We start from the raw sequence: 21,875 nt of genomic DNA, 5'->3' as shown, positions 1-21,875 counted from the left end.
TCAAGGTGGTGACCACCACCTCGCTCGACCAAGATCCCCGACAGCGTCAGGCACTGAGGCCGCCCCCGCCGCGGACCGGGCGCGGCGGTCAGAACCAGCGCGGCAGCGCGGGCAGCGGCGCGGGGGCGGTGAGGCCGCGGGCGCCGCGGCCGGTCAGCCAGCGGACCACATCCGCCATGGCGCCGGTGACCGGCAGCGGGGCGGTCCCCGGGGTGGTGAGCGCGGCGGCGCGGTCGGTGGGGGTGAGCGCGAGGGGCGGCGGGCTCTCGCCGCGCCGGCGCCAGGCGGCGAGCACGTCGTCGGCCAGGCGGTCGAGCATCGCGGACGGCAGGTCGTGGAACGTGCCGCCGTTGCCGAGGTCGACGGCGTGGATCCACACCTCGCGCGCCCGCATCCACGCCGTCTCCCTGCACGGCACGGTGCGGCCCTGCGCGGTGCGGACCTCCGCGTCCCAGGCGGCCGGCGGCAGGTCGCGCCACTCGACGTTCAGGTGCACCCCGGCGTGGGCGACGAGGTGGCGCAGGGCACGGGCGGGCTGCGAGGCGCCCTCGGCGATCTCGGCGGCGCGGCGCTCGGGTGTGCCGTACATCGGCGTGACCACCCCCGTCCTCGCCCAGGTGCACAGCCGGGTCAGGGCGCGGGCGTTGTAGCCGACGTGTGCGGTGACGGCGCGGCGGTCCCAGCCGGGCAGCAGGCTCGGCCCGTCCAGGCCCGCGGGGCCGGAGTCGGGCAGCTCGCCGAGCTTCCTGGCGAAGTAGGCGGTGCCGGTTCTGGCCCAGTACAGCTCGGTGTGCGGGGCGCCCTCCGCGTCCTCGCGGGCCCCGCTGCCCTGGCGAGCGCGCAGCTCGTCGCGCGCCCGCTCCAGGTAGGCGCTCGTCATCGCCGCTCCGCCCGGACGGGGTTCGCCAGCGTGCCCAGGCCCTCGACGGTGGTCGTGAGGCTCTGGCCGTCGCTGAGGTAGCGGGCGGGCTTGCGCGCGTGGCCGACGCCGCCGGGGGTGCCGGTGGCGATGACGTCGCCGGGCCGCAGGGTGAGGATCGTCGAGGCGTACGCGACGAACTCGGCGGGGCCGAAGACGAGGTCGGCGGTGGAGGCGCGCTGGACCTCCTCGCCGTCGACGGTGGTGACGAGGTCGGGCCCCTGCTCCCACTCGTCGGGGGTGACGAGCACGGGCCCGAACGGGGTGGTGGCCTCGAAGGTCTTGCCCTGCAGCCACTGCGGGCCGCGGTACTGCCAGTCGCGGGCCGTGACGTCGTTGAGCACGGCGTACCCGGCGACGGCTGCGCGGGCCTCTTGCGGTCCCGCGCGGCGGACGGCGCGGCCGACGACGACGGCGAGTTCGCCCTCCCAGTCGAGCCGGTCGGTCTCGGGCGGCAGCCGGATGCCGTCGCGCGGGCCGACCAGGGCCTCGGGGTACTTGGCGAAGAGGGTCGGGAACGCGGGCAGCTCGCGGCCCATCTCCAGGATGTGCGCCCGGTAGTTGAGGCCGACGCAGAGGATCTTGCCGGGCGCGGGCACGACGGGTGCCAGGTCCGCGTCGGCCAGCGGCACGGCCGTGCCCTCGGCGGCGGCAGCCCGATCCAGGGCGTCGCCGCCGTCGCGTAGCAGGGCGCCGACGTCGGCGTGGCCGAGGAGGACGGCGTGCCCGCCGTCCACGCGGGCAGCCTCGGTGCGGCCGTCGGCCAGCCGGATCGTCGCCAGTTTCATCGGGTGTCTCCTTCGGGTCCTTCGGGGCCCTCGGGCCCTTCGAGATGGGTACGGGCGACGTGCAGGCGCTCCATCACCGGCGCGTCGGAGAAGCGGAACAGGTCGAAGCCGTCTTCCGCCGACAGCGACCAGGGCACCCACGACGGGACGGTGAACAGGTCCCCCTGGCGCAGCTCGTGCCGCTTGCCGCCCAGGGTGACGTGGCCCTCGCCGTCGACGACCTGGAAGACGCTGGAGCCGACCTCACGGCGGGTGGCGGTGGCGGCGCCGGGCCGCAGCCGGTGGAACTCGGCGCGGATCGTGGGCATGACGTCGCCGCCGGTGGTGGGGTTCACGTACCGCACGGCGGCGTGGCCCTGCTCGACGGTGGCGGGCTGTCCCTCCTCCTCCAGCAGCAACTGCTCGGTGAGCGCCCGGTCGGTGTGCTCCCAGCGGTAGGCGGCGATCGGCGACGAGACGGTGTCGCGCAGGCCGCTGAGCGGGCGCAGCCCGGGGTGGCCCCACAGGCGCTCGGAGCGGGAGAAGTTGGGCGTGGCGTAGTCGGTGACGCGGTCGGAGCCGAACTCGAAGAAGCCGGTGTCGGCGTAGTGCGAGAAGGGGATGTCCAGGCCGTCGAGCCAGGCCATGGGCTGGTCGGTCTCGTTGTGGTGGCCGTGGAAGTGCCAGCCGGGGGTGAGCAGCAGGTCGCCGCGGCTCATGCGTACGGGGTCGCCGTTGACGACGGTCCACACGCCCTCGCCCTCGACGACGAAGCGGAACGCGTTCTGCGCGTGCCGGTGCTCGGGCGCGGTCTCCTTCGGCCCGAGGTACTGGATCGCGGCCCACAGCGTGGGCGTGGCGTACGCGGCGCCGCCGAGGCCGGGGTTGGCCAGGGCGATGGCGCGGCGCTCGCCGCCGCGGCCGACGGGCACGAGGTCCCCGGCGCGCTGAGCGAGCCGGTACAGGCGGTGCCAGCGCCAGACGTGGGCCGCGGCGCGCGGGGCGGGCGACGGCGGCATCAGGTCGTCGCGCTGCGTCCACAGCGGGGTCAGGTTCTCGGCCGCGAAGCCGTCGTACAGCTCGCGCAGCTCGGGCCCGCCGGCGCCGGTCATCTCGTTGCCGCCGGATGCGGCGTTCTCGGGTGCGGCGGCGGTCATACTGGGGTCACCTCCGAGGCGGGGCGGTGGCCGCGCTTGGCCCGCTGCACCAGCTCGTAGACGCGGGTGCGCAGCTCCTGGAAGCGCGGGTCGTTGCGGGTGGTGAGCTGGTCGCGCTCGTCGGGCAGGTCGACGGCGACGTCCTCGAGGATCACCGTCGGACGGGAGGACAGCACGAGGACGCGCTGGCCGAGGTAGATGGCCTCGTCGATGTCGTGGGTGACGAACAGCAGGGTGATCCCGAGGCGGGTCCACAGCGAGCGGACGAGGTCTTCGAGGTCGGCGCGGGTCTGGGCGTCCACGGCGGCGAACGGCTCGTCCATGAGCAGGATGTGCGGCTCGTACGCCACGGCGCGGGCGATGGCCACGCGCTGCTGCATGCCGCCCGAGAGCTGCCACGGGTAGGAGCCGGGCACGTCGGCGAGCCCGACGGCCTCCAGCGACTCGGCGACCAGACCGCGGCGTTCGCCCTTGGCGACGCGTTTCTCGCGCAGCGGCAGCTCGACGTTCTGCGCGACGGTCAGCCACGGGAAGAGGCTGCGGGCGTAGTCCTGGAAGACGACGGCCATGCCCTCGGGCGGGCCCGCGACGGGGCGGTCCTCGAGCACGACCTCGCCGGAGGTGGGCGGCAGCAGACCGGCGATGCAGCGCAGCAGCGTCGTCTTGCCGGCGCCCGACGGGCCGACGATGCACACCGCCTCGCCCGTTCTCGTCGCGAAGGTGAGGTCGCGCACGGCCTCCGTCGCGCGGCCGCTGGATCCGTACACCTTCCGCAGGCCACTCACCCGCAGCAGTTCGCCGGTGGCCGTTGTCGTGGCCGTGGCCTTCGTCGTGGCAGTCATCGGTTACCTCCTCGTTGCGCCTGGCGCTGCCCGCGGTACCAGGCCAGGACAGTCGCCTCGACGGCGCGGAAGATCAAGGACAGCGCCAGCCCCACCAGGCCGAGCAGGATGATCCCGGTCCACATCTCGGGCAGGGCGAAGCCGCGCTGGAACTGCACGATGGAGAAGCCGAGGCCGTTGTTGGCGGCGAACATCTCCGAGATCACCATGAGGACGATCGCGATCGACAGCGCCTGCCGGGCGCCGGTGACGATCTGCGGACTGGCGCCGCGCAGCACCACGGTCCGCAGACGCGTCAGCGGGCGCGATAGACGCGGGCGGTGTCGCGCAGCGGCCTGTCGATGCCGCGCACGCCCTCGACGGTGTTGAGCAGCACCGGCCAGACGGCGCCCGAGACGATGACGACGACCTTCATGAGGGTGTCGATGCCGAGGAAGAGCATGAGGATCGGCACCATCACCGGTGGCGGGATGGCCCGGAAGAACTCCAGCACCGGCTCGGCGAACGCCCGCAGGGAGGGCCAGGTGCCGATGAGGACGCCGAGGGCGACGCCGAGGGCCACGGCCAGCAGGTAGCCCGCGGCCAGGCGGCCCAGCGAGGGCAGCAGGTCGGCGGCGATGCGGCCGTCGAACCAGGTGGGGCCGAAGGCGGAGAGGATGTCGCTGAGGGGCGGGAAGAAGAAGTTCTCCGCGCGCTCGGAGACGATCCACCAGACGGCGGCCAGCACGGCGGGCAGGCCGAGCAGGACGGCCAGCCGCCTGCCGTAGCGGGCGAGCCGCGCGGCGGGAGGCTCCGCCTCGCAGGCGGCCTCCTGGGCTGCCCCGGGGGCGGCAGTGGGTGCGGTGAGCGACGTCATCAGGCGGCTGCCTCCTCTCGCACGGAGGGGTGCCAGCGCAGCACGCGGCGCTCCAGCAGCCGTGCCAGCACGTTGACGGTCACGCCGAGCAGGCCCGTGACGATGACGAACGCGTACATCGGCGCGATCGCGCCGGAGGTCTGCGCGACAGCGATGAGCCGGCCGAGGCCCGGAGTGCCGATGATCAGCTCGCCGGTGATGGTGAGGATCAGCGCCACGCTCGCGGCCAGCCGGAAGCCGGTCACGGCGTACGGCAGCGTGGTGGGCCACGCCAGGCGCAGCGCCCGGGTGCGGCGGCGGAAGCGGAAGGACCGGGCGGTGTCCCTGGCGACGGGGTCGATGTCCCCGACCCCGGCGAGCACCTGCACGAGGACCTGCCAGAACGACGAGTAGACGACGAGGATGAGCGTGGCCTCCATGCCCGTGCCGTACAGCAGCACGGCCAGCGGGATGAGCGCCACGGCCGGGATGGGCCGCAGGAACTCGATGGTGGAGGCGGTGGCTTCGCGCAGCGCGGAGACCGAGCCGATGGCCATTCCGGCGGCGGTGGCGGCGACGAACGCGAGGACGAGGCCGAGGCCCCAGGTCTGCAGCGTGTCGGCCAGCGCCTGCCAGAACTCGCCGGTGTTCGCGCTGTCGCCGAGGGCGCCTGCCATCTCGGAGAACGGTGGCAGGTAGCGCTCGTCGACCAGGCTGGTGCGGGGGACGAGCTCCAGCAGGACGAGGAGTACGGCCACTCCCCCGAGCCCGAGCAGTGCCTTGCGCATCACTCGTCTCCTCTGCCGGGCGTGGTGCGGGGTGTGGCGATCAGGGAGTCCACATCGATCTCCTCATCGGTGAAGCCGCTGGCGCGCATCCGGTCGGCGACGAGCCGCAGCGAGTCCGCGTCGATGCTGTCGTGGTAGGAGGGCAGCACCATCGACTCGGCGAGCGCCGGGTCCAACCCCTCCAGCTCCGGCAGCGCCGCCCGGAACTCGTCCGGGTGCTCGGTGATGTACGCCGCCACGTCCGCCACGGCGGCTCGGAAGGCGCCAGCCTTGTCGCCGTTGTCGTCGAGGAACTCCTCGGTGGTGAGGAAGCACCCGACCTGCAGGCCCTCGCGCGCCTCGGTGTAGGGCCGGATCACGGGCGTGAGGCCCTGCTGCTGCCCGATGGACAGGAACGGCTCGATGACCCAGGCGGCGTCCACGCGCCCGCTCTGCAGCGCGGGCAGCATCTGGGGGAAGCCGATCTCGGTGAACTGGATGCCGGAGGTGTCCACGCCCTGCTTCTCGAGGGCGGTGACGATGCTGATGTCACCGATGTTCTGGAGGGTGTTGACGGCGATGGAGGCGCCGGCGAGGTCTTCGGGCCCGTCGATGCCGGAGTCCTCGGAGACCACAACCGCCGAGAAGTCGCGCTCGGTGTCGTCGGTGGCGAAGGTGCCGGGTGCGATGATCCGCACCGGCAGGCCCCGGTGGCCGGCGAGCAGGCCGCTGACGACGTTCGACCCGGCGACGTCGAGGTTGCCCCCGACGAGGGCGGGGATGGCGGCGGCGCCGCCGGCGGAGGCGTCGATCTCCAGCTCGATGCCGTGGTCGGCGAAGATGCCGCGCTCCTCGCCGAAGTGGAGGAACGCGGAGGGCATGCCGTCGGTCTCGCCGACGCGGATCACGTTGGTGCCGTCGGTGCCGGATTCGCCGCCCGCCGCCGCGCCGCATCCCGTGGCGCCGAACAGCATGACCGCGAGCACCGTGCTCGAAGCGGCAGCGCCGCTCGCCCGAAACTTCATGGTCGTCCCTTCGCAATCGGCCCGGGTGGCAGCAATGTAAGTGGCCGCCCGTGTGGCGAGTGATACCAGCCATGTAGATTCTTCTATGGCGAATTCTGCGCTCCGTGCGTCTGAGCCCGTGAGGCGCTGCCTACTGTCAAGGCACAAGTGGTGCTGCTGTACGGCGCCCACTGGCGTTCCGCATACAAGAATCGAGGAAACACCCCACATGAATGTCGTCATCGCGGGCGCGGGGATCGGTGGCCTGAGCCTCGCCCTGGAACTCCACCGGGCCGGCATCCCCTGCCGCGTCCTAGAGGCGGTGCCGCGCATCGAGCCCATCGGCGCCGGCATCAACCTCCTGCCGCACGCCATGCGCGTCCTGCACGACCTCGGCCTCGAGGGCCGCCTCGGGGCCGCGGGCGTCGAGACGAAGGAGGCGGTCTTCTATAACCGCTTCGGCCAGTTCGTCTACCGCGAGCCGCTGGGCAGGCGCGCCGGGTACGACCACCCGCAGCTCTCCCTCCACCGCGGCGACGTGCAGCTGACGCTGCTGGCCGCCGTGCGGGAGCGGCTCGGCGAGGACGCGGTCACCCTGGGGCGGCGGGTCGTCGCCGCGGAGGACGCGGGCGACCACGTGCGCGTGGAGGTGGCGGACGCCGTGACGGGCGCCGTCGCCGAGGAGCGCGCCACCGTCGTCGTCGGCTGCGACGGCATCCACTCGGCGCTGCGCGCGCAGCTGTACCCCGAGGAGGGCGAGCCGCGGTACTCGGGCGTCACCATGTGGCGCGGGGTGACGCCCTGGGAGCCGTTCCTGAGCGGCGGCAGCATGGTGCGCGCCGGGTGGCTGGCCTCGGGGAAGATGGTGATCTACCCGGTGCGCGAGGACGTCGACGGCACCGGCCGCCAACTCGTCAACTGGGTCGCCGAGGTCGAGCGGCCCCGCTCGCCGCGCCGCGACTGGACCCACGCCGGGCAGCTGGAGGACTTCATCGACGTCTACGCGGACTGGCGCTTCGACTGGCTCGACGTGCCCGGCCTCATCCGGGGCGCGGAGACGATCCTGGAGTACCCGATGGTCGACCAGGACCCGCTGCCGCGCTGGACGTTCGGCGGCGTGACGCTGCTGGGCGACGCCGCGCACCCGATGGTGCCGCGCGGCTCGAACGGCGCGGGGCAGGCGGTGCTCGATGCGCGGGCCCTGCGGGTGGCGCTGCAGGAGTGCGACGACCCGCGCGAGGCGCTGCTGCGCTACGAGGGCGAGCGGCTGCCTGCGACCACCTCGGTGGTCGAGACCAACCGGACACGGCCGCCGGATACGATTCTCAAAGTGGTCTACGAGCGGACCGGCGACCGTCCGTTCGCGCGCGTAGAGGACGTCATCAGCACGGAGGAGATGGCCGGGATCTCCGAGAGCTACCGGAAGGTCGCCGCCTATGACAAAGAGCGCGTCAACCGAACCGCGTGAGCCGGGGCGCGACCCCGCCGCAGAGCCCGGCCAGGACGGCAGGCAGGGCCCCGGCGACGGCTGGGGCGCCGCCCCGCCGTACTCCCTGGCCTCGGTCGACAACGCGCTGCGGCTGATCCGCGCCCTCGACGAGCACGGCGAGCTGCGCGTCTACGAGGCGGCCGAGCTGCTGGGCGTCGCCCGCTCGACCGCCCACCGGCTGCTCTCCACGCTCGCCTTCCGTGGCTTCGCCGAGCAGCACGACAGCAGCCACGTCTACCGGCCGGGCCCCGCCCTCGCCGAGGCGGGCCTGCGCGCGATCTCCCGCCTCGACCTGCGCCAGGTCGCCCGCCCGCACCTGCGCGCCCTGTCGGAGGAGACCGAGGAGACTGTCCACCTCGTCGTGCTGGAGGGCAACGGCGCCCGGTTCGTCGACGGCGTGGAGAGCACCCGCCCGCTGCGCGTGGGCCTGCGCGTCGGCATGGTCCTCCCGGCGCACGCCACCGCCGCCGGGAAGGCGATCCTGGCGGCGCTGCCGCCCGGGCAGGTCCACGACCTGTACCCCAGGGGCGTGCAGACGCTCACGGGGCGGACGCTGCGCACGCTGGAGGACATCGAGCGCCACCTTTCGGGGGTCAGGCGCGCCGGTCACGCGGTCAACCACCGCGAGAGCGCCGAGGATGTCGCGGCCGTGGGCGTGGTGATCCACAACCCCGCCCGCACCCCGGTCGCCGCCCTCGCGGTGGCGGCCCCGGCCGAGCGGCTGCAGCCCGCGCGCATCCCGCTGATCGCCATCCGGATGCACCGCACCAGCCACGCGATCACCGACGCCATGACCGTCCCTCACTGATCTGCCCGGATGTCCGTCAGTTCGAGACATGGGCGGACCGGGTGAAGCCCGCCGCCGACCGGCGGGATCTGCCGTCGCGGTCGTGGTGTACCTCCTGCTGGCCGGAAGCCTGTTCCCGCAGGTGGGCTGGCGTCAGGTGCGGCAACGACTGACGGCCGGGCTGGAGGGCTTGAAGGTCGCGGATCCCACCGGTGGCGCGTTGGCGCAGGCCCGTGGGCGGGTGGGGACAGAGCCCCTGCGCTGGCTGATCGACCTGCTGCACGGCCCCGCCCCCGGTATCGGGAACCCGGGCGTGTGGTGGCGCGGGCTGCTGGTCTGCGCCATCGACGGCACCACGATGTCGGTGCCCGACACCCCGGCGAACCTGACCCAGTACACCAAGCAGAGCTGCAACAACGGCGGCGCAGGCTATCCGGCCCTGCGCCTGCTGTGCTGGTCTCCTGCGGCACACGGACCGCCATCGACGCTGGTCGCCTACCAGGTCCTCCGCCTGGCCATGGCCGGTGCCACCAGCATCCGCTCCGACATCTGAAGCGTGTTGCGGAAGGCCGTGTCGTGGCAGGTCGGGGCCTGTCCTCGGCCGCTGTGCTCATGCGGTGTGGGCAAGGTTGTGCATGTGCGCGATGGCCTGGACGGCGTGGTGGAGCCCGTCGTGGCGTTGCCGGCAGTCACGGAGGATTCTGTAGTTCTTCATCCGGGCGAAGGTGTGCTCGACGCGGGCACGTACGCGGCGGTGCTCGGCGTTGTCCTCCTCTTCGCCCGGCCCCGAGTTCCGCCAGGCTCCGGCGTCCGCCGTCGTCCCCGGCACCCGGCCGGGCCGCAGCCACCACCGGACGGGTGTCGGCGTCGATGATGACCTGCACGTGTACCGAGAAGCGGCAGGTGCGCGAGGACGCCCCGACCGTGCGGTCGCGCACGGGACTCACGTGCCGTCCACGATCCACAGCCGCTCCACGGCGGCGGCCGGCGCGGCGGCCGGCTCGATCGCCAGCAGCGGCCGCAGCCGCTGAATGACCCGGCACACCGTAGCCGACGAGCAGCCGGACAACGGCGCCGGCTGCCGCATGGTCAGGTTCGTGCGGTCGTACACCGCCACCAGCAGCACCCGCTCGGCCAGCGGCAAACACCACGGCCGGCCCACATGAGCGCCATCTCCGCCACGCTCACGCACCGCCTTCAGCAGCCGCCCGAACGCCGCCATCCGCAGCCCGGTGAACGTCTCCACCCACAACGGCTCAGCCCGCAGCACCCCAGCCATACCCATCAAATGCCCAGCTCAAGGACCTTCTGCAACACGCTTTAGGCTGGGGCCATGGCGCGGTTCGAGGTGGAGCGCAGGGTGCACGCGGCCGCGGCGGAGGTCTGGGAGCGGGTGACCGACTGGCCCGCGCACGGCGGGCGGGTGCCGCTGACCCGGATCGTCGGCGTCTCCGATCCCGCCACGGGCGTCGGGGCGGGGTTCACCGCGCGCACCGGCGTGGGCGCGGTGGGCTTCGACGATCCGATGGAGGTCGTCGCGTGGTCGCCGCCGGCGCCCGGGCGGCCGGTGGGGCGGTGCCGGCTGGTCAAGCGGGGGCGGGTGGTGCTCGGCTGGGCCGAGATCGAGGTCCACGGTCCGCAGGCGCCGCCCCGGTCGGGCGGGGACTCCGCACCGGACGCCGGGCGGGGGCCGGTCCGGGTGGTGTGGCGGGAGGAGCTGGGGGTACGCGGTGTGCCGCGGGCGCTGGACCCGCTGGTGGCGCGGAGCGCGCGCATGGTGTTCGCGCGCGTGCTCGACGGCCTGCTGCGCGACCGCTGACGGCCGCGCCCGATCCCGGGGTGCGACGAGAACATGGTCACACCCACGGCCCGTACAGTTCATCCTTTAGCCGATCTGGCTAGCATCCGACCATGACGGTCCTGCCCGATGACGGGCTTCCCCTCGCGGCCGAGTTCCCCGGCGCGTCGCACGAGCAGTGGCAGCGCCTCGTCGCCGGTGTGCTGCGCAAGTCCGGCACGGAGGTCTCGGGCGCGGAGGCGGAGTCCCTGCTGTCCACCGCGCTTGACGACGGTTTGCGCACCCAGCCCCTCTACACCGCGCGCGACCGCGTGCCCGATCCGGGCGTGCCCGGCTTCGCGCCCTTCGTGCGCGGCGGCCGGCCCGAGGGGAACGCCGCGGGTGGCTGGGACGTACGGCAGCGGCATGCGGTGGCCGACGCGGAGGCCGTCCTCACCGACCTGGAGAACGGGGTCACGTCGCTGTGGCTCGCCGTGGGCGGGTCCGGCATCCCGGTGGCCGACCTGGGGCGGGTCCTCAAGGACGTCTACCTCGACCTGGCGCCCGTCGTCCTGGACGCCGGCGACGCGGCCGAGCCGGCCGCGCGGGAGCTGCTGCGGCTGTACGAGGATCGGGGTGTCGCCGCGGAGGCCGCCCGGGGCAACCTGGGCGCCGACCCGCTGGGCCACGAGGCCCGTACCGGGCGTCTGCAGGACGCCGGCGCCGTGGCCGGGCCCGCCCGGCTCTGCGCCGAGCGGTACCCGGGGCTGCGGGCCGTCACGGTGGACGCGCTGCCGTTCCACGAGGCCGGCGCGTCGGCGGCGCAGGAGCTGGGCTGCTCGCTGGCCGCCGCGGTCGCGTACCTGCGGGAGCTGACCGCGGCGGGGCTGAGCGCCGCGCAGGCGTGCGCCCAGCTGGAGTTCCGGTACGCGGCGACCGCCGACCAGTTCCTCACGGTCGCGAAGCTGCGTGCCGCGCGCCGGCTGTTCGCCCGGGTGGCAGAGGTCTGCGGGGCGCCCGAGGCGGGCGCGCAGCGCCAGCACGCGGTGACCTCGCCGGTGATGGCGGCGCGCCGCGATCCGTGGGTGAACATGCTGCGCACCACGGTCGCCACGCTCGCCGCCGGGGTGGGCGGCGCGGACGCCGTGACGGTGCTGCCCTTCGACCACGCGATCGGCCGGCCGGACGCGTTCTCCCGCCGCATCGCCCGCAACACCTCGGCCATCCTCATCGAGGAGTCGTACCTGGCCCGGGTCATCGACCCGGCCGGCGGCTCCTGGTACGTGGAGCGGCTGACCGACGAACTCGCGCACGCCGCCTGGGAGTTCTTCCGGGAGATCGAGCGGGCCGGCGGGCAGGCCGCCGCGCTGCGCTCCGGGATGGTCCGCGAGCGGCTGGCGCAGACGTGGGCGGAGCGCGGGGCGCGGCTCGCCGAGCGGCGCGAGCCGGTGACCGGGGTGAGCGAGTTCCCCGACCTGGCGGAGGCGCCGGTCGTGCGGGAGCCGGCGCCCGAGCCGCGGTCCGGCGGGCTGCCGCGGGTGCGCAGGGACGAGGCGTTCGAGGCGCTGCGGGCGCGGTCCGACGCGCATCTGGCGGCGACCGGTGCCCGGCCGCGGGTCTTCCTCGCCGCGCTGGGCCCGGCCGCCGTGCACACCCCGCGGCTGACCTTCGCCGCGAACCTGTTCCAGGCCGGCGGCATCGAGCCCGTCACCGACGGCGCGTTCGCGGACAGCGGGGCGCGCGAGGCCTGCCTGTGCTCCGCCGACACGGTGTACGCGGAGGAGGGCGCCGCCGCGGCGGCGGAACTGCGGGCCGCCGGAGCGCGGCACGTGTACCTCGCCGGGCGCCCGGGCGCGTACGACGGCGCCGACACCTACGTCTTCGCCGGCTGCGACGCCGTGGCCGTGCTGACCGACGCACTCGACCGCATGGGAGTGGCCCGATGACCGTCCCCGACTTCTCGGACGTCGAGCTGGGCGCCCCGGCCGCCGCGGCCGGGGCAGACGAGTGGCGCGCCGCGGTGAAGCACGCCGGCGACGGCGGCGGCCTCGGCTGGGAGACGCCCGAGGGTATCGCCGTCAAGCCGCTGTACACGGGTGAGGACGTCGAGGACCTGGACTTCCTGGACACCTATCCGGGCGTCGCGCCGTATCTGCGCGGCCCGTATCCGACGATGTACGTGAACCAGCCCTGGACGATCCGGCAGTACGCGGGCTTCTCCACGGCCGAGGAGTCCAACGCCTTCTACCGGCGCAACCTGGCGGCCGGCCAGAAGGGCCTGTCGGTCGCCTTCGACCTGCCCACGCACCGCGGCTACGACAGCGACCACCCGCGGGTGACGGGCGACGTCGGCATGGCGGGCGTCGCGATCGACTCGATCCTCGACATGCGGCAGCTCTTCGACGGCATCCCGCTGGACCGGATGACGGTGTCGATGACGATGAACGGCGCGGTGCTGCCGGTGCTGGCGCTGTACATCGTGGCGGCGGAGGAGCAGGGCGTGCCGCCTTCGATGCTGGCGGGGACCATCCAGAACGACATCCTCAAGGAGTTCATGGTCCGCAACACCTACATCTACCCGCCGAAGCCGTCGATGCGGATCATCTCCGACATCTTCGCCTTCACGTCCCGGCGGATGCCGCGCTACAACTCGATCTCCATCTCCGGCTACCACATCCAGGAGGCGGGCGCGACGGCCGACCTGGAGCTGGCGTACACCCTCGCGGACGGCGTGGAGTACCTGCGGGCGGGCCGGGACGCGGGGCTGGACGTGGACGCGTTCGCGCCGCGGCTGTCGTTCTTCTGGGCGATCGGCATGAACTTCTTCATGGAGATCGCCAAGCTGCGCGCGGCGCGGCTGCTGTGGGCGAAGCTGGTCAAACGCTTCGATCCGCAGAATCCGAAGTCGCTGTCGCTGCGCACGCACTCGCAGACCTCCGGCTGGTCGCTGACGGCGCAGGACGTGTACAACAACGTCACGCGCACGTGCGTGGAGGCGATGGCGGCCACCCAGGGCCACACGCAGTCGCTGCACACCAACGCGCTGGACGAGGCGCTCGCGCTGCCGACGGACTTCTCGGCCCGTATCGCCCGCAACACCCAGCTGCTGCTGCAGCAGGAGTCCGGCACGACGCGCGTCATCGACCCGTGGGGCGGCAGCGCGTACGTGGAGCGGCTGACGTACGACCTGGCGCGGCGGGCCTGGCAGCACATCGAGGAGGTCGAGCAGGCCGGGGGCATGGCGCAGGCGATCGACGCGGGCATCCCGAAGCTGCGGGTGGAGGAGGCGGCGGCGCGCACGCAGGCCCGTATCGACTCGGGGCGGCAGCCGGTGATCGGCGTCAACACCTACCCGGTGGCGGCCGACGAGCAGGTCGAGGTGCTGAAGGTCGACAACTCCGCGGTGCGGGCCCGGCAGGTCGCGAAGCTGGAGCGGCTGCGGGCGGAGCGGGACGAGGCCGCGTGCCGGGGCGCGCTCGACGACCTCGCGCGCGCGGCCGGCGGCGAGGGCAACCTGCTGGAGCTGGCGGTACGGGCCGCGCGGGCGAGGGCGACCGTGGGCGAGATCTCGTACGCCCTGGAGAAGACCTACGGGCGGCACGCCGGGCAGATCCGTACGATCTCCGGTGTGTACCGGAACGAGGCGGGCGAGTCCCCGTCGGTGGCGCGGACCAGGGCGCTGGTGGGCGAGTTCGCGGAGGCGGAGGGCCGGCGGCCGCGCATCCTGGTCGCCAAGATGGGGCAGGACGGGCACGACCGCGGGCAGAAGGTGATCGCCACGGCCTTCGCCGACCTCGGCTTCGACGTGGACGTGGGCCCGCTGTTCCAGACGCCGGCCGAGGTGGCGCGGCAGGCCGTCGAGGCGGACGTGCACATCGTGGGGGTGTCGTCGCTGGCGGCCGGGCACCTGACGCTCGTACCGGCGCTGCGCGAGGCGCTGGCGGAGGAGGGACGCGACGACATCATGGTCGTGGTGGGCGGTGTGATCCCGCCGCAGGACGTGGCGACGCTGCGTCAGATGGGCGCGACGGCGGTGTTCCCGCCGGGCACCGTGATCCCGGACGCCGCGTACGACCTGGTGGCGCAGCTGGCCGCCGGGCTCGGTCACGACGCCGCGTGAGCGGGTGAGTCCCCCCAAGATGGCCATCGGCCTCGACACGTACGTCAAGGGCGTCCTCGACGGCAAGCGCGCGCTCGTCGCCCGCGCGATCACCCTGGTGGAGTCGACCCGGCCGCAGCACCGGGCGCTGGCCCAGGAGTTGCTGACCGAGCTGCTGCCGCACAGCGGGAAGGCCCGGCGGATCGGGGTCAGCGGCGTGCCGGGGGTGGGGAAGTCGACGTTCGTCGACGCCTTCGGCACCATGCTGACCGCGCTGGGCCACCGGGTGGCGGTGCTGGCCGTCGACCCGTCGTCGAGCCGCACCGGCGGGTCGATCCTCGGCGACAAGACGCGCATGGAGCGCCTGGCCGTGGACCCGGCGGCCTTCGTGCGCCCCTCCCCCACCGCGGGCACGCTCGGCGGGGTCGCGAAGGCGACGCGCGAGTCGATCGTGGTGATGGAGGCGGCCGGCTACGACGTGGTGCTGGTGGAGACCGTCGGCGTCGGGCAGTCGGAGACGGCCGTCGCGAACATGGTGGACTCGTTCCTGCTGCTGACGCTGGCCCGTACCGGGGACCAGCTGCAGGGGATCAAGAAGGGCGTGCTGGAGCTGGCGGACGTGATCGCCGTCAACAAGGCGGACGGTCCGCACGAGCGGGACGCGCGGGCGGCGGCGCGGGAGCTGGCGGGCGCGCTGCGGCTGATGCACGGCAAGGGCGCGTTCTGGACGCCGCCGGTGCTGCACTGCAGCGCGCGGGAGTCGACGGGGCTCGACGCGGTCTGGGAGCGGCTGGAGCGGCATCGGGAGCTGCTCGACTCCACCGGGCGGCTCGCCGGCCGGCGGCGCGACCAGCAGGTGGACTGGACGTGGACGATGGTGCGCGACGAGCTGCTGGGCCGGCTGCGCGCCGACCCGGCGGTGGGTGCGCTTGCGCCGGAGCTGGAACGGCAGGTCAGGGACGGCGAGTTGACGGCGACGCGGGCGGCGGAGCGGATCATGGACGCGTTCGGCGGCTGAGCGGGCCGCCCCCGGTGGCCGGGGCGGTGTCAGCCCGCGGGCTGTGCGGCCCGGGATCCGATGGGCGGGGCCTCGACGTGGTCGCGGGCGCCGGTGATCGGGCAGCCGAGGGTGCCGGCCGCGTCGTACGCCGCCGCCTTGGGGTCCCGGTAGCCGGCCCAGGCGATCGCCCCGGCCAGCACCGCCAGCGCGCCGGCGGCCCCGGCCCCGGTGCGGAACGCCGACGCCGAGGCGTCCGCGAGCACCGGTTCCAGCGCGGCGCGCTCGTCGTCCGGGAGCGCGGCGGGCGGCTCGTCGGAGAGCGGGCGCTCCCGCGCCGCGTCGAGTACAGCGGCGTCCGGCGCGGCGATGCCGGCGCGCGCGAGCCCGTCGTCGAGTTCGGCGGAGAACCGGACGGAGATGACCACGCCGAGCACCGCGATGGCCATCATGCTGCCGATCCGGGCGATGGCGTTGTTGATGCCGGAGGCGACCCCGGCCCGGTCGGCGGGGGCGGCGGACATCACGCCGGAGGTGAGCGGGGCGACGAGCATCGCCAGGCCCAGTCCGTGCACCAGGACCGAGGGAAGCACGACGGTCCACAGCGAGGTCCCCGCGTCCGCGCGCAGCAGCAGGAGCATGCCGAGCCCGGCGAGCAGCGAGCCGCCGGCGATGAAGGGCCGGCCGCCGTGCCGGTCGGCGAGTGCGCCGAAGCGCCCGGAGAGCACGAACAGCACCATGATCGGTACGGCGCCCGCGATGCCGGCGGGCGCCGGCCCGTAGCCGAGGTTCTCCTGCAGGAAGAGGATCGTGTACGTGCCGCAGGCGATGAGGGCGCCGTAGAGGACGAAGGTGGTGGCGTTGATGGCGGCGAACGCCCGTATCCGGAAGAGCGCGGGCGGCAGCAGCGGGGTGCGGGCGCGGCGCTCCCAGGCCAGGAACGCGGCGAGCGACGCGATCCCGGCGACGAGCGCGGTCAGGGTCAGCGGGTCGCCCCAGCCGCTGCGGGGCGACTGGATGAGGTAGAAGGCCGGGCCGCCGACCGCGGGGACGGCGAATGCGGCGCCGGCGAGGTCGACGGAGGCCCCGGCCGTGCCGTCGCCGGGCGGGGTCGCGCGCAGGATGAGGGCGACGACGACGGCCGCGCAGGGCAGTTCGGCCCAGTAGACCGCCCGCCACGACAGGGCGTCGATGAGCAGCCCGCCCACGACGGGGCCGGCGATCACGGACAGCCCGCTCCACGCGGACCAGCGGGCTATCGCCCGCGAGCGGTCCGCCTCGTCGAACGCAGCGGTGATGACGGCCAGGACGCTCGGCAGCAGCAGCGCGGCCGCGGCGCCCTGCAGCAGCCGGCCGGTGACGAGCACCCCGGAGGTCGGCGCCACCGCGCACACCAGTGCGGCGGCCCCGAAGCCGGCCGTGCCGGCGGCGAAGACCGGGCGCCGGCCGTAGACGTCCCCGAGCGCCCCGCCGACGAGGATCAGGCTTCCCACGGCGAGGAGGAACGCCGCGACGATCCACTGCTGCACGGCCAGGCCGGCGTCGAGGTCGCCGGCGACGGCGGGCAGCGCGACGGTGGTCATGAGGCTGTCCATGCCGACCAGCGACGAGGCCAGGATGCAGGCCGTCAGCACGAGCCCCGCCTGCCGTCGGGTCTGCCGTCGCGGCGGGGGTCCGGGGGTCATGGCGGCCATCCTCCCGCCGGCCGGGGCGGCGGGCAACGGAATTGTGTGCGGTCCACGGGTCGTTGCACGCCCCTTGAGCCGTCGGGCTCCGCCGATCTAGGATTTTCGAGAAGTGAGTTGAAACGATTCAATCCAGGTCCGGACACGCCATCCTCGACCAAGGGACGTGCGATGAGCCACGAGCGCGAGACGAACAACGGAAGCGCATGGAACCGGCGGGCCTTTCTGCGCACCTCCGCCGCCGGCGCGGGTGCCGGCGTCATCGGCCTCGGCCAGGGCGCCGTCCCCGCGGCGGCGGCCGGCCGGGACGACAGGCACGGCGGCGGAGCGGGGCTGCGCGTCGAGCGCACCACCGTCGAGTACGCGCCCGCCCTGCTCGGCACCGATGTCGCCGAGCCGCGGCTCGGCTGGGAGCTGTCCGCGCCCGGCAGCGGCGCGCGGCAGAGCGCGTACCAGGTCCGGGTCTCGCTGGACCCGGCCGGGCACGGGGCCGCGGTGTGGGACTCCGGGCGCGTCGCCTCGGACCGGACCGTCGGCGTGCCCTACGGCGGGCCCGCGCTGCAGCCCCGTACCCGCTACCACTGGCGGGTGCGGGTCTGGGACGCCGACGGGCGGCGGTCGGCCTGGAGCCGCTGGAGTTGGTGGGAGACCGCGCTGCCGCGCGACGGATGGCGCGGCCACTGGATCGGCGCCGACGCCGCGCCCGAGCCGCCCGGCTTCGCGGGCGCGTCCTGGATCTGGTCGCCCGGCGCCACCCCGCAGCACGCCCCGGCCGGCCCCGTCTGGTTCCGCGCCGCGCTCGAACTGCCCGCCGGGGCCGAGGTGTCGGCCGCGCAGCTCGTAGCCACCGCCGACGACGACTTCACCCTCCACCTCGGGGGCGCCGAGGTGCTGCACGCCCCGCAGCAGACCGACGGCTGGCGCACCGCCCGGCTGGCCGACGTCACCGACGCCGTACGCGCCGCGGACGGGCGGGTGGTCGTCGCCGTCCGCGCCACCAACCGCGGCGGCGCCTCGGTGAACCCCGGCGGTCTGCTCGTCCGCCTGCTGGTGCACACCGGCGACGGCGTCACCGAGCTGGTCACCGGGCCCGGCTGGCGGTGCGCGGACCGGGAGCAGGACGGCTGGCAGCGGCCCGGCTTCGACGACGGCGCGTGGGACCGGGCCACGGTGCTCGCGCCGTACGGCGAGGGCCCCTGGGGCAGCGGCGCGCAGGTGCCCGCCCAGGTGCGGCCCGCGCCGCTGCTGCGCCGCGCGTTCACCGTCCGCCGGCCGGTGCGGCGCGCCCGGCTGTACCTCAGCGGCCTCGCCTACTACGACGCCGAGATCAACGGCCGCCGCGTCGGCCGCCAGGTCCTCGACCCGGGCTTCACCGACTACGACGAGACCGTGCTGTACGCCGTGCACGACGTCACCGACCTCGTCGCCCGCGGCGCCAACGCCATCGGCGTCACCCTCGGCCGCGGCTTCTACGGCATGACCACGCCCAACGTCTGGAACTGGCACACCCCGCCGTGGCACGGCGAGCCCCGCCTCCTGGCGCAGCTGGAGATCGAGCACCCCGGCGGCGCCCGCACCACCGTCGCCACCGACGGCCGCTGGCGCCTGGCCGAGGGCCCCACCCGCTCCGACTGCCTCTACGCCGGCGAGACCTACGACGCCCGCGAGCACCCCGCGGGCTGGACCGAGCCCGGCTTCGACGACGCCTCCTGGGCGGCCGCCGGCCGCCGGGAGCCGCCGCGGGGCACCCTGCGTGCCCAGCCCCACGACGCGATCCAGGTCGTCGACACCGTCCGGCCCGTCGCCGTGACTGCCCACGGCGACGGCTGGATCGCCGACATGGGCCGCACCCTGGCCGGCTGGACGCGGCTGACGGTGCGGGCCCCGGCGGGCACCGTCGTGCGGCTCGTGCACGGGGAGAAGCTCAAGTCCGACGGCAGCGTGCACGCCGAGACCGGCCATGTGCCGGGCCGCTTCCAGACCGACGAGTACGTCTGCGCCGGCGGCGGCTCCGCGGAGGTGTGGGAGCCGAAGTTCTCGTACAAGGGGTTCCGTTACGTGCAGGTGACGGGCCTGCCCGCCGAGCCGGAACCCGGCGACGTGCTCGGCCGGGTCGTGCACACCCCGGTCGAGGACACCGGGACGTTCCGCTGCTCCGAGCCGTTCTACGAGCGACTGGAGCGAGCCATGCGCCGCACCGTGCGCAACAACCTGCACGGCATCCCCACCGACACCCCGATGTACGAGAAGAACGGCTGGACCGGCGACGCGCAGGTCGGCGCGCCCGTGATGACGTACGCGCTGGGCATGCACCGGATGCTCGGCAAGTGGCTGGACGACATCCGCGACAGCCAGAACGCCGCGGGGCAGCTGCCGGTGATCGTGCCGAGCGGCGGCTGGGGCTACGGCGACCTCGGGCCCTCGCCGGAGTGGACGACGGTCTACCCGTTCCTGGTGCGGGAGATGTTCCGGGTGTACGGCGACGAGCGGGTGGTCCACGACCACCTGCCGGCGCTGACCCGCTATCTGGACTGGGAGCTGGACCGGCTCGTCGACGGCCTGGCCGTGACCGCGCTCGGCGACTACCTGCCGCCCGGCTACGGCGGCAACCCGCCCGAGGACACCCGGCTGACCGCCACCTCGTACCTGCACCGGGCGCTCACCGACACCGCGGCGATGGCCGCGCTGACGGGCGACGACGGCACCCGGGACCGCTACCTCGCCGCCGCCGGCGCCCTCAGGGACGCGCTGAACGCCGAGTTCCTCGGACCCGAGGGCCACTACCGCACGGCGAAGGACCCGGGGTACCGGCAGACGAGCAACTGCGTCCCGTTGGCCTTCGGCCTGGTGCCGCCCGGGGCGCGGGCGAGCGTCACCGCGTCCCTCCTCGCGGACATCGAGGAGCGCGGCAGCCACCTCAACACCGGCGCGCTGGGCACCAGCGTGCTGCTGCGCGCGCTGAGCGCCCAGGGCCACGGCGACGTCGCCCACGCGATCGCGACCCAGCGCACGTACCCGAGCTGGGGGTACTGGTTCGACAACGGCGCCGACACCATGTGGGAGATGTGGCAGCTCGACTCGCGCTCCCGGGACCACTACTTCCAGGGCACGGTGGTGCAGTGGCTGTACGAGAACGTGGCGGGCCTGCGGCCGGGCGACGCCGGGTACCGCACCTTCAGCGTGCGCCCGGACGCCCGCGCCGGCGTCGACTGGGCGCGTACCGAGCTGCGCACGGTGCGCGGGCCGGCGGCCGTGTCGTGGTCGGCGATCGAGGGGACGGTGCGGCTGTCGGTGCGCGTTCCGGTGGGGTCGGCGGCGGAGGTGCACGTGCCGAGCGGTTCGCCGGCGGACGTACGGGAGCCGCGGGGCGCGGAGTTCGTACGCGCCGAGCCCGGCTTCGCGGTGTACCGGGTGCCGCACGGGTCGTGGACGTTCACCGGGAGGCCGTGACCCGACGGATTGAAACCATTCAGTAGCGCCCGGGGCGGCGCGCGCGACGGCCCGCAGGTCTACCGGAGGTCTGCCGGACGGCATCGGGATCACCCGGGTCGCGGCGCCGGCTCCCCGTGGCCGACACTGGTCCGGTGGATGATCAGGTACGCGAGGTCATGACGCTGGTCGACGACGTGCTGGGCGCCCAGGTCGTCGGCGCCTACCTGCACGGCTCCGCCGTCCTCGGCGGGCTCCGCCCGGCGAGCGACGTCGACCTCCTCGTCGTCGCCCGCAGATCGCTGACCGACGCCGAGCGGCGGGCGCTCCTCGACGGGCTGCTGGCGGCCTCCGGCTTCACCGGCGGGCTGCGCCCGGTCGAGCTGACGGTGGTCGTCGAGTCCGAAGTGCGGCCCTGGCGGTACCCGCCGACCGTCGACTTCCTCTACGGGGAGTGGCTGCGCGCGGAGTTCGAGGCGGGCGGGCCGCCGCTGCCGCAGGTCATGGCGGACCTGGCGATCGTGCTGACGACGGTGCGGGCCGGGGACCACGCCCTCGCCGGCCCGCCGCCCGCGCGGGTGCTGGACCCGGTGCCGCACGGGGACGTGGTCCGCGCCGCCACGGCCGCCGTCCCGGGCCTGCTCGCGGAGCTGGACGACGACACCCGCAACGTCCTGCTCACCCTGGCGCGGATCTGGTGCACGCTGGCCACCGGCGAGATCCGCCCCAAGGACGCCGCCGCGGCGTGGGCGCTCGACCGGCTGCCGCCGGAGCACCGGCCGGTGCTGGAGCACGCGCGGCGGCTGTATCTCGGCAGCCGGTACGCGGAGGAGACGTGGAGCGCGGAGCTGCTGGCGCGGGTGCGCGCGCACGCGGCCGCGGTGGCCGCCCGGATCGAGCGGCTGGCGCGGCCCTGACCGCCGCGGCGGGGCGGTCGCGGGGGCTCAGCCGCGGCGGTCGCCGCCCGGGGTGGTGCCGTAGGCGCGGCGGTAGACGTCGATGAAGGCGCTCGCCGAGGACCAGCCGCAGCGGTGCGCGACGGCCGTCACCGGCACGTCGTCGGCGAGCAGCCGCAGCGCGTGGTAGAGGCGCAGCTGCGTGCGCCACTGCGGGAACGTCATGCCGGTCTCGCGGCGGAAGAGCCGGCTGAGCGTCCGCTCCCCCGCGCCGGCGGCCCGGCCCAGGGCGGCGAGGGTGCGCTGGTCCGCGGGGTCGGCGTGCAGCAGGTCGCACACGGCGGCGAGCCGTGGGTCGGCGGGCGCGGGCACGGGCACGGGCTGCCGCTCGGCGGCGGAGCCCGGCCGCTCGGCGGCGGAGGCGG

The 21,875-nt window shown here is 74.6% G+C and carries 17 protein-coding genes and 2 pseudogenes; 9 read left to right on the top strand and 10 right to left on the bottom strand.

Annotation, left to right across the window (positions count from 1 at the left end):
* Positions 1 to 88: 88 nt before the first annotated feature.
* From ABD317_RS16260 to ABD317_RS16230, 7 genes and pseudogenes are all read right to left on the bottom strand, one after another.
* Entirely contained in the window at positions 89 to 880 is a 792-nt protein-coding gene (locus ABD317_RS16260; RefSeq protein ID WP_344290690.1) for a maleylpyruvate isomerase family mycothiol-dependent enzyme, read from the bottom strand.
* The gene (locus ABD317_RS16255) at positions 877 to 1,707 is read right to left on the bottom strand and encodes a fumarylacetoacetate hydrolase family protein (protein ID WP_344290689.1); all 831 of its coding nucleotides are present in this window, start codon (positions 1,705 to 1,707) and stop codon (positions 877 to 879) included. The genes ABD317_RS16260 and ABD317_RS16255 overlap by 4 nt, the downstream gene beginning before the upstream one ends.
* The gene (locus ABD317_RS16250) at positions 1,704 to 2,843 is read right to left on the bottom strand and encodes a cupin domain-containing protein (protein ID WP_425582373.1); all 1,140 of its coding nucleotides are present in this window, start codon (positions 2,841 to 2,843) and stop codon (positions 1,704 to 1,706) included. The genes ABD317_RS16255 and ABD317_RS16250 overlap by 4 nt, the downstream gene beginning before the upstream one ends.
* Positions 2,840 to 3,685 (bottom strand): ABC transporter ATP-binding protein, encoded by an 846-nt coding sequence (locus ABD317_RS16245; protein WP_344290688.1) that lies wholly within the window; start codon positions 3,683 to 3,685, stop codon positions 2,840 to 2,842. The genes ABD317_RS16250 and ABD317_RS16245 overlap by 4 nt, the downstream gene beginning before the upstream one ends.
* Positions 3,682 to 4,541: pseudogene (locus ABD317_RS16240) on the bottom strand (ABC transporter permease). The gene ABD317_RS16245 and the pseudogene ABD317_RS16240 overlap by 4 nt, the downstream one beginning before the upstream one ends.
* The gene (locus ABD317_RS16235; RefSeq protein WP_027756290.1) at positions 4,541 to 5,308 is read right to left on the bottom strand and encodes an ABC transporter permease subunit; all 768 of its coding nucleotides are present in this window, start codon (positions 5,306 to 5,308) and stop codon (positions 4,541 to 4,543) included. Before ABD317_RS16235 ends, ABD317_RS16240 begins: the two are co-directional and overlap by 1 nt.
* Entirely contained in the window at positions 5,308 to 6,312 is a 1,005-nt protein-coding gene (locus ABD317_RS16230) for an ABC transporter substrate-binding protein (RefSeq protein WP_344290687.1), read from the bottom strand. The genes ABD317_RS16235 and ABD317_RS16230 overlap by 1 nt, the downstream gene beginning before the upstream one ends.
* 208 nt (positions 6,313 to 6,520) lie before the next feature.
* On the opposite strand from ABD317_RS16230, the gene ABD317_RS16225 reads away from it, so the two are divergent.
* From ABD317_RS16225 to ABD317_RS16215, 3 genes are all read left to right on the top strand, one after another.
* Positions 6,521 to 7,759 carry a flavin-dependent oxidoreductase gene (locus tag ABD317_RS16225; RefSeq protein ID WP_344290686.1) on the top strand — a complete coding sequence of 413 codons (1,239 nt, stop codon included), beginning with the start codon at positions 6,521 to 6,523 and terminating at the stop codon, positions 7,757 to 7,759.
* The gene (locus ABD317_RS16220; RefSeq protein ID WP_344290685.1) at positions 7,728 to 8,588 is read left to right on the top strand and encodes an IclR family transcriptional regulator; all 861 of its coding nucleotides are present in this window, start codon (positions 7,728 to 7,730) and stop codon (positions 8,586 to 8,588) included. The genes ABD317_RS16225 and ABD317_RS16220 overlap by 32 nt, the downstream gene beginning before the upstream one ends.
* 82 nt (positions 8,589 to 8,670) lie before the next feature.
* Positions 8,671 to 9,120 (top strand): transposase domain-containing protein, encoded by a 450-nt coding sequence (locus tag ABD317_RS16215; protein ID WP_344290684.1) that lies wholly within the window; start codon positions 8,671 to 8,673, stop codon positions 9,118 to 9,120.
* 57 nt (positions 9,121 to 9,177) lie between these two features.
* Here ABD317_RS16215 and ABD317_RS16210 read toward each other — a convergent pair.
* Positions 9,178 to 9,846, bottom strand: a pseudogene (locus ABD317_RS16210) (transposase family protein).
* A 54-nt stretch (positions 9,847 to 9,900) separates the two neighbouring features.
* On the opposite strand from ABD317_RS16210, the gene ABD317_RS16205 reads away from it, so the two are divergent.
* The 4 genes from ABD317_RS16205 to meaB all read left to right on the top strand — a co-directional run bounded on the left by ABD317_RS16205 (position 9,901) and on the right by meaB (position 15,461).
* Positions 9,901 to 10,386, top strand: coding sequence for an SRPBCC family protein (locus ABD317_RS16205; RefSeq protein ID WP_344290683.1), 486 nt, complete (start codon positions 9,901 to 9,903; stop codon positions 10,384 to 10,386).
* A 92-nt stretch (positions 10,387 to 10,478) separates the two neighbouring features.
* On the top strand, positions 10,479 to 12,290 hold the full coding sequence (locus ABD317_RS16200; protein WP_344290682.1) for a methylmalonyl-CoA mutase family protein: 1,812 nt from the start codon (positions 10,479 to 10,481) through the stop codon (positions 12,288 to 12,290).
* A complete protein-coding gene (gene scpA / locus ABD317_RS16195; protein WP_344290681.1) occupies positions 12,287 to 14,464 on the top strand; it encodes a methylmalonyl-CoA mutase in 2,178 nt (725 codons plus the stop codon). Before ABD317_RS16200 ends, scpA begins: the two co-directional genes overlap by 4 nt.
* Positions 14,465 to 14,483: 19 nt before the next feature.
* On the top strand, positions 14,484 to 15,461 hold the full coding sequence (gene meaB, locus ABD317_RS16190) for a methylmalonyl Co-A mutase-associated GTPase MeaB (RefSeq protein ID WP_344290691.1): 978 nt from the start codon (positions 14,484 to 14,486) through the stop codon (positions 15,459 to 15,461).
* A 29-nt stretch (positions 15,462 to 15,490) separates the two neighbouring features.
* On the opposite strand, the gene ABD317_RS16185 is transcribed toward meaB, so the two are convergent.
* Positions 15,491 to 17,125, bottom strand: coding sequence for an MFS transporter (locus tag ABD317_RS16185; protein ID WP_344290680.1), 1,635 nt, complete (start codon positions 17,123 to 17,125; stop codon positions 15,491 to 15,493).
* A gap of 171 nt (positions 17,126 to 17,296) precedes the next feature.
* Between ABD317_RS16185 and ABD317_RS16180 the strand changes: the two genes are divergently transcribed.
* Both ABD317_RS16180 and ABD317_RS16175 read left to right on the top strand, forming a co-directional pair.
* The gene (locus ABD317_RS16180) at positions 17,297 to 20,575 is read left to right on the top strand and encodes a family 78 glycoside hydrolase catalytic domain (protein WP_344290678.1); all 3,279 of its coding nucleotides are present in this window, start codon (positions 17,297 to 17,299) and stop codon (positions 20,573 to 20,575) included.
* Positions 20,576 to 20,709: 134 nt separating this feature from the next.
* The gene (locus ABD317_RS16175; protein ID WP_344290677.1) at positions 20,710 to 21,471 is read left to right on the top strand and encodes an aminoglycoside adenylyltransferase family protein; all 762 of its coding nucleotides are present in this window, start codon (positions 20,710 to 20,712) and stop codon (positions 21,469 to 21,471) included.
* A gap of 27 nt (positions 21,472 to 21,498) precedes the next feature.
* On the opposite strand, the gene ABD317_RS16170 is transcribed toward ABD317_RS16175, so the two are convergent.
* The coding region (locus ABD317_RS16170; protein ID WP_344290676.1) for a helix-turn-helix transcriptional regulator at positions 21,499 to 21,875 on the bottom strand (377 nt) is incomplete at its 5' end.

It is taken from the genome of Streptomyces synnematoformans (assembly GCF_039531005.1).
Lineage (GTDB): Bacteria > Actinomycetota > Actinomycetes > Streptomycetales > Streptomycetaceae > Streptomyces > Streptomyces synnematoformans.
The sequence above is the reverse complement of the archived record's forward strand: the minus strand, read 5'-3'. Positions and strand labels throughout refer to the sequence as shown.

Excerpts from the sequence above, each read along its gene's own strand:
- ABD317_RS16260 (WP_344290690.1), bottom strand. The coding sequence starts at position 880 with ATGACGAGCGCCTACCTGGAGCGGGCGCGCGACGAGCTGCGCGCTCGC.
- ABD317_RS16255 (WP_344290689.1), bottom strand. The coding sequence starts at position 1,707 with ATGAAACTGGCGACGATCCGGCTGGCCGACGGCCGCACCGAGGCTGCC.
- ABD317_RS16250 (WP_425582373.1), bottom strand. The coding sequence starts at position 2,843 with ATGACCGCCGCCGCACCCGAGAACGCCGCATCCGGCGGCAACGAGATG.
- ABD317_RS16245 (WP_344290688.1), bottom strand. The coding sequence starts at position 3,685 with ATGACTGCCACGACGAAGGCCACGGCCACGACAACGGCCACCGGCGAA.
- ABD317_RS16235 (WP_027756290.1), bottom strand. The coding sequence starts at position 5,308 with ATGCGCAAGGCACTGCTCGGGCTCGGGGGAGTGGCCGTACTCCTCGTC.
- ABD317_RS16230 (WP_344290687.1), bottom strand. The coding sequence starts at position 6,312 with ATGAAGTTTCGGGCGAGCGGCGCTGCCGCTTCGAGCACGGTGCTCGCG.
- ABD317_RS16225 (WP_344290686.1), top strand. The coding sequence starts at position 6,521 with ATGAATGTCGTCATCGCGGGCGCGGGGATCGGTGGCCTGAGCCTCGCC.
- ABD317_RS16220 (WP_344290685.1), top strand. The coding sequence starts at position 7,728 with ATGACAAAGAGCGCGTCAACCGAACCGCGTGAGCCGGGGCGCGACCCC.
- ABD317_RS16205 (WP_344290683.1), top strand. The coding sequence starts at position 9,901 with ATGGCGCGGTTCGAGGTGGAGCGCAGGGTGCACGCGGCCGCGGCGGAG.
- ABD317_RS16200 (WP_344290682.1), top strand. The coding sequence starts at position 10,479 with ATGACGGTCCTGCCCGATGACGGGCTTCCCCTCGCGGCCGAGTTCCCC.
- scpA (WP_344290681.1), top strand. The coding sequence starts at position 12,287 with ATGACCGTCCCCGACTTCTCGGACGTCGAGCTGGGCGCCCCGGCCGCC.
- meaB (WP_344290691.1), top strand. The coding sequence starts at position 14,484 with ATGGCCATCGGCCTCGACACGTACGTCAAGGGCGTCCTCGACGGCAAG.
- ABD317_RS16185 (WP_344290680.1), bottom strand. The coding sequence starts at position 17,125 with ATGACCCCCGGACCCCCGCCGCGACGGCAGACCCGACGGCAGGCGGGG.
- ABD317_RS16180 (WP_344290678.1), top strand. The coding sequence starts at position 17,297 with ATGAGCCACGAGCGCGAGACGAACAACGGAAGCGCATGGAACCGGCGG.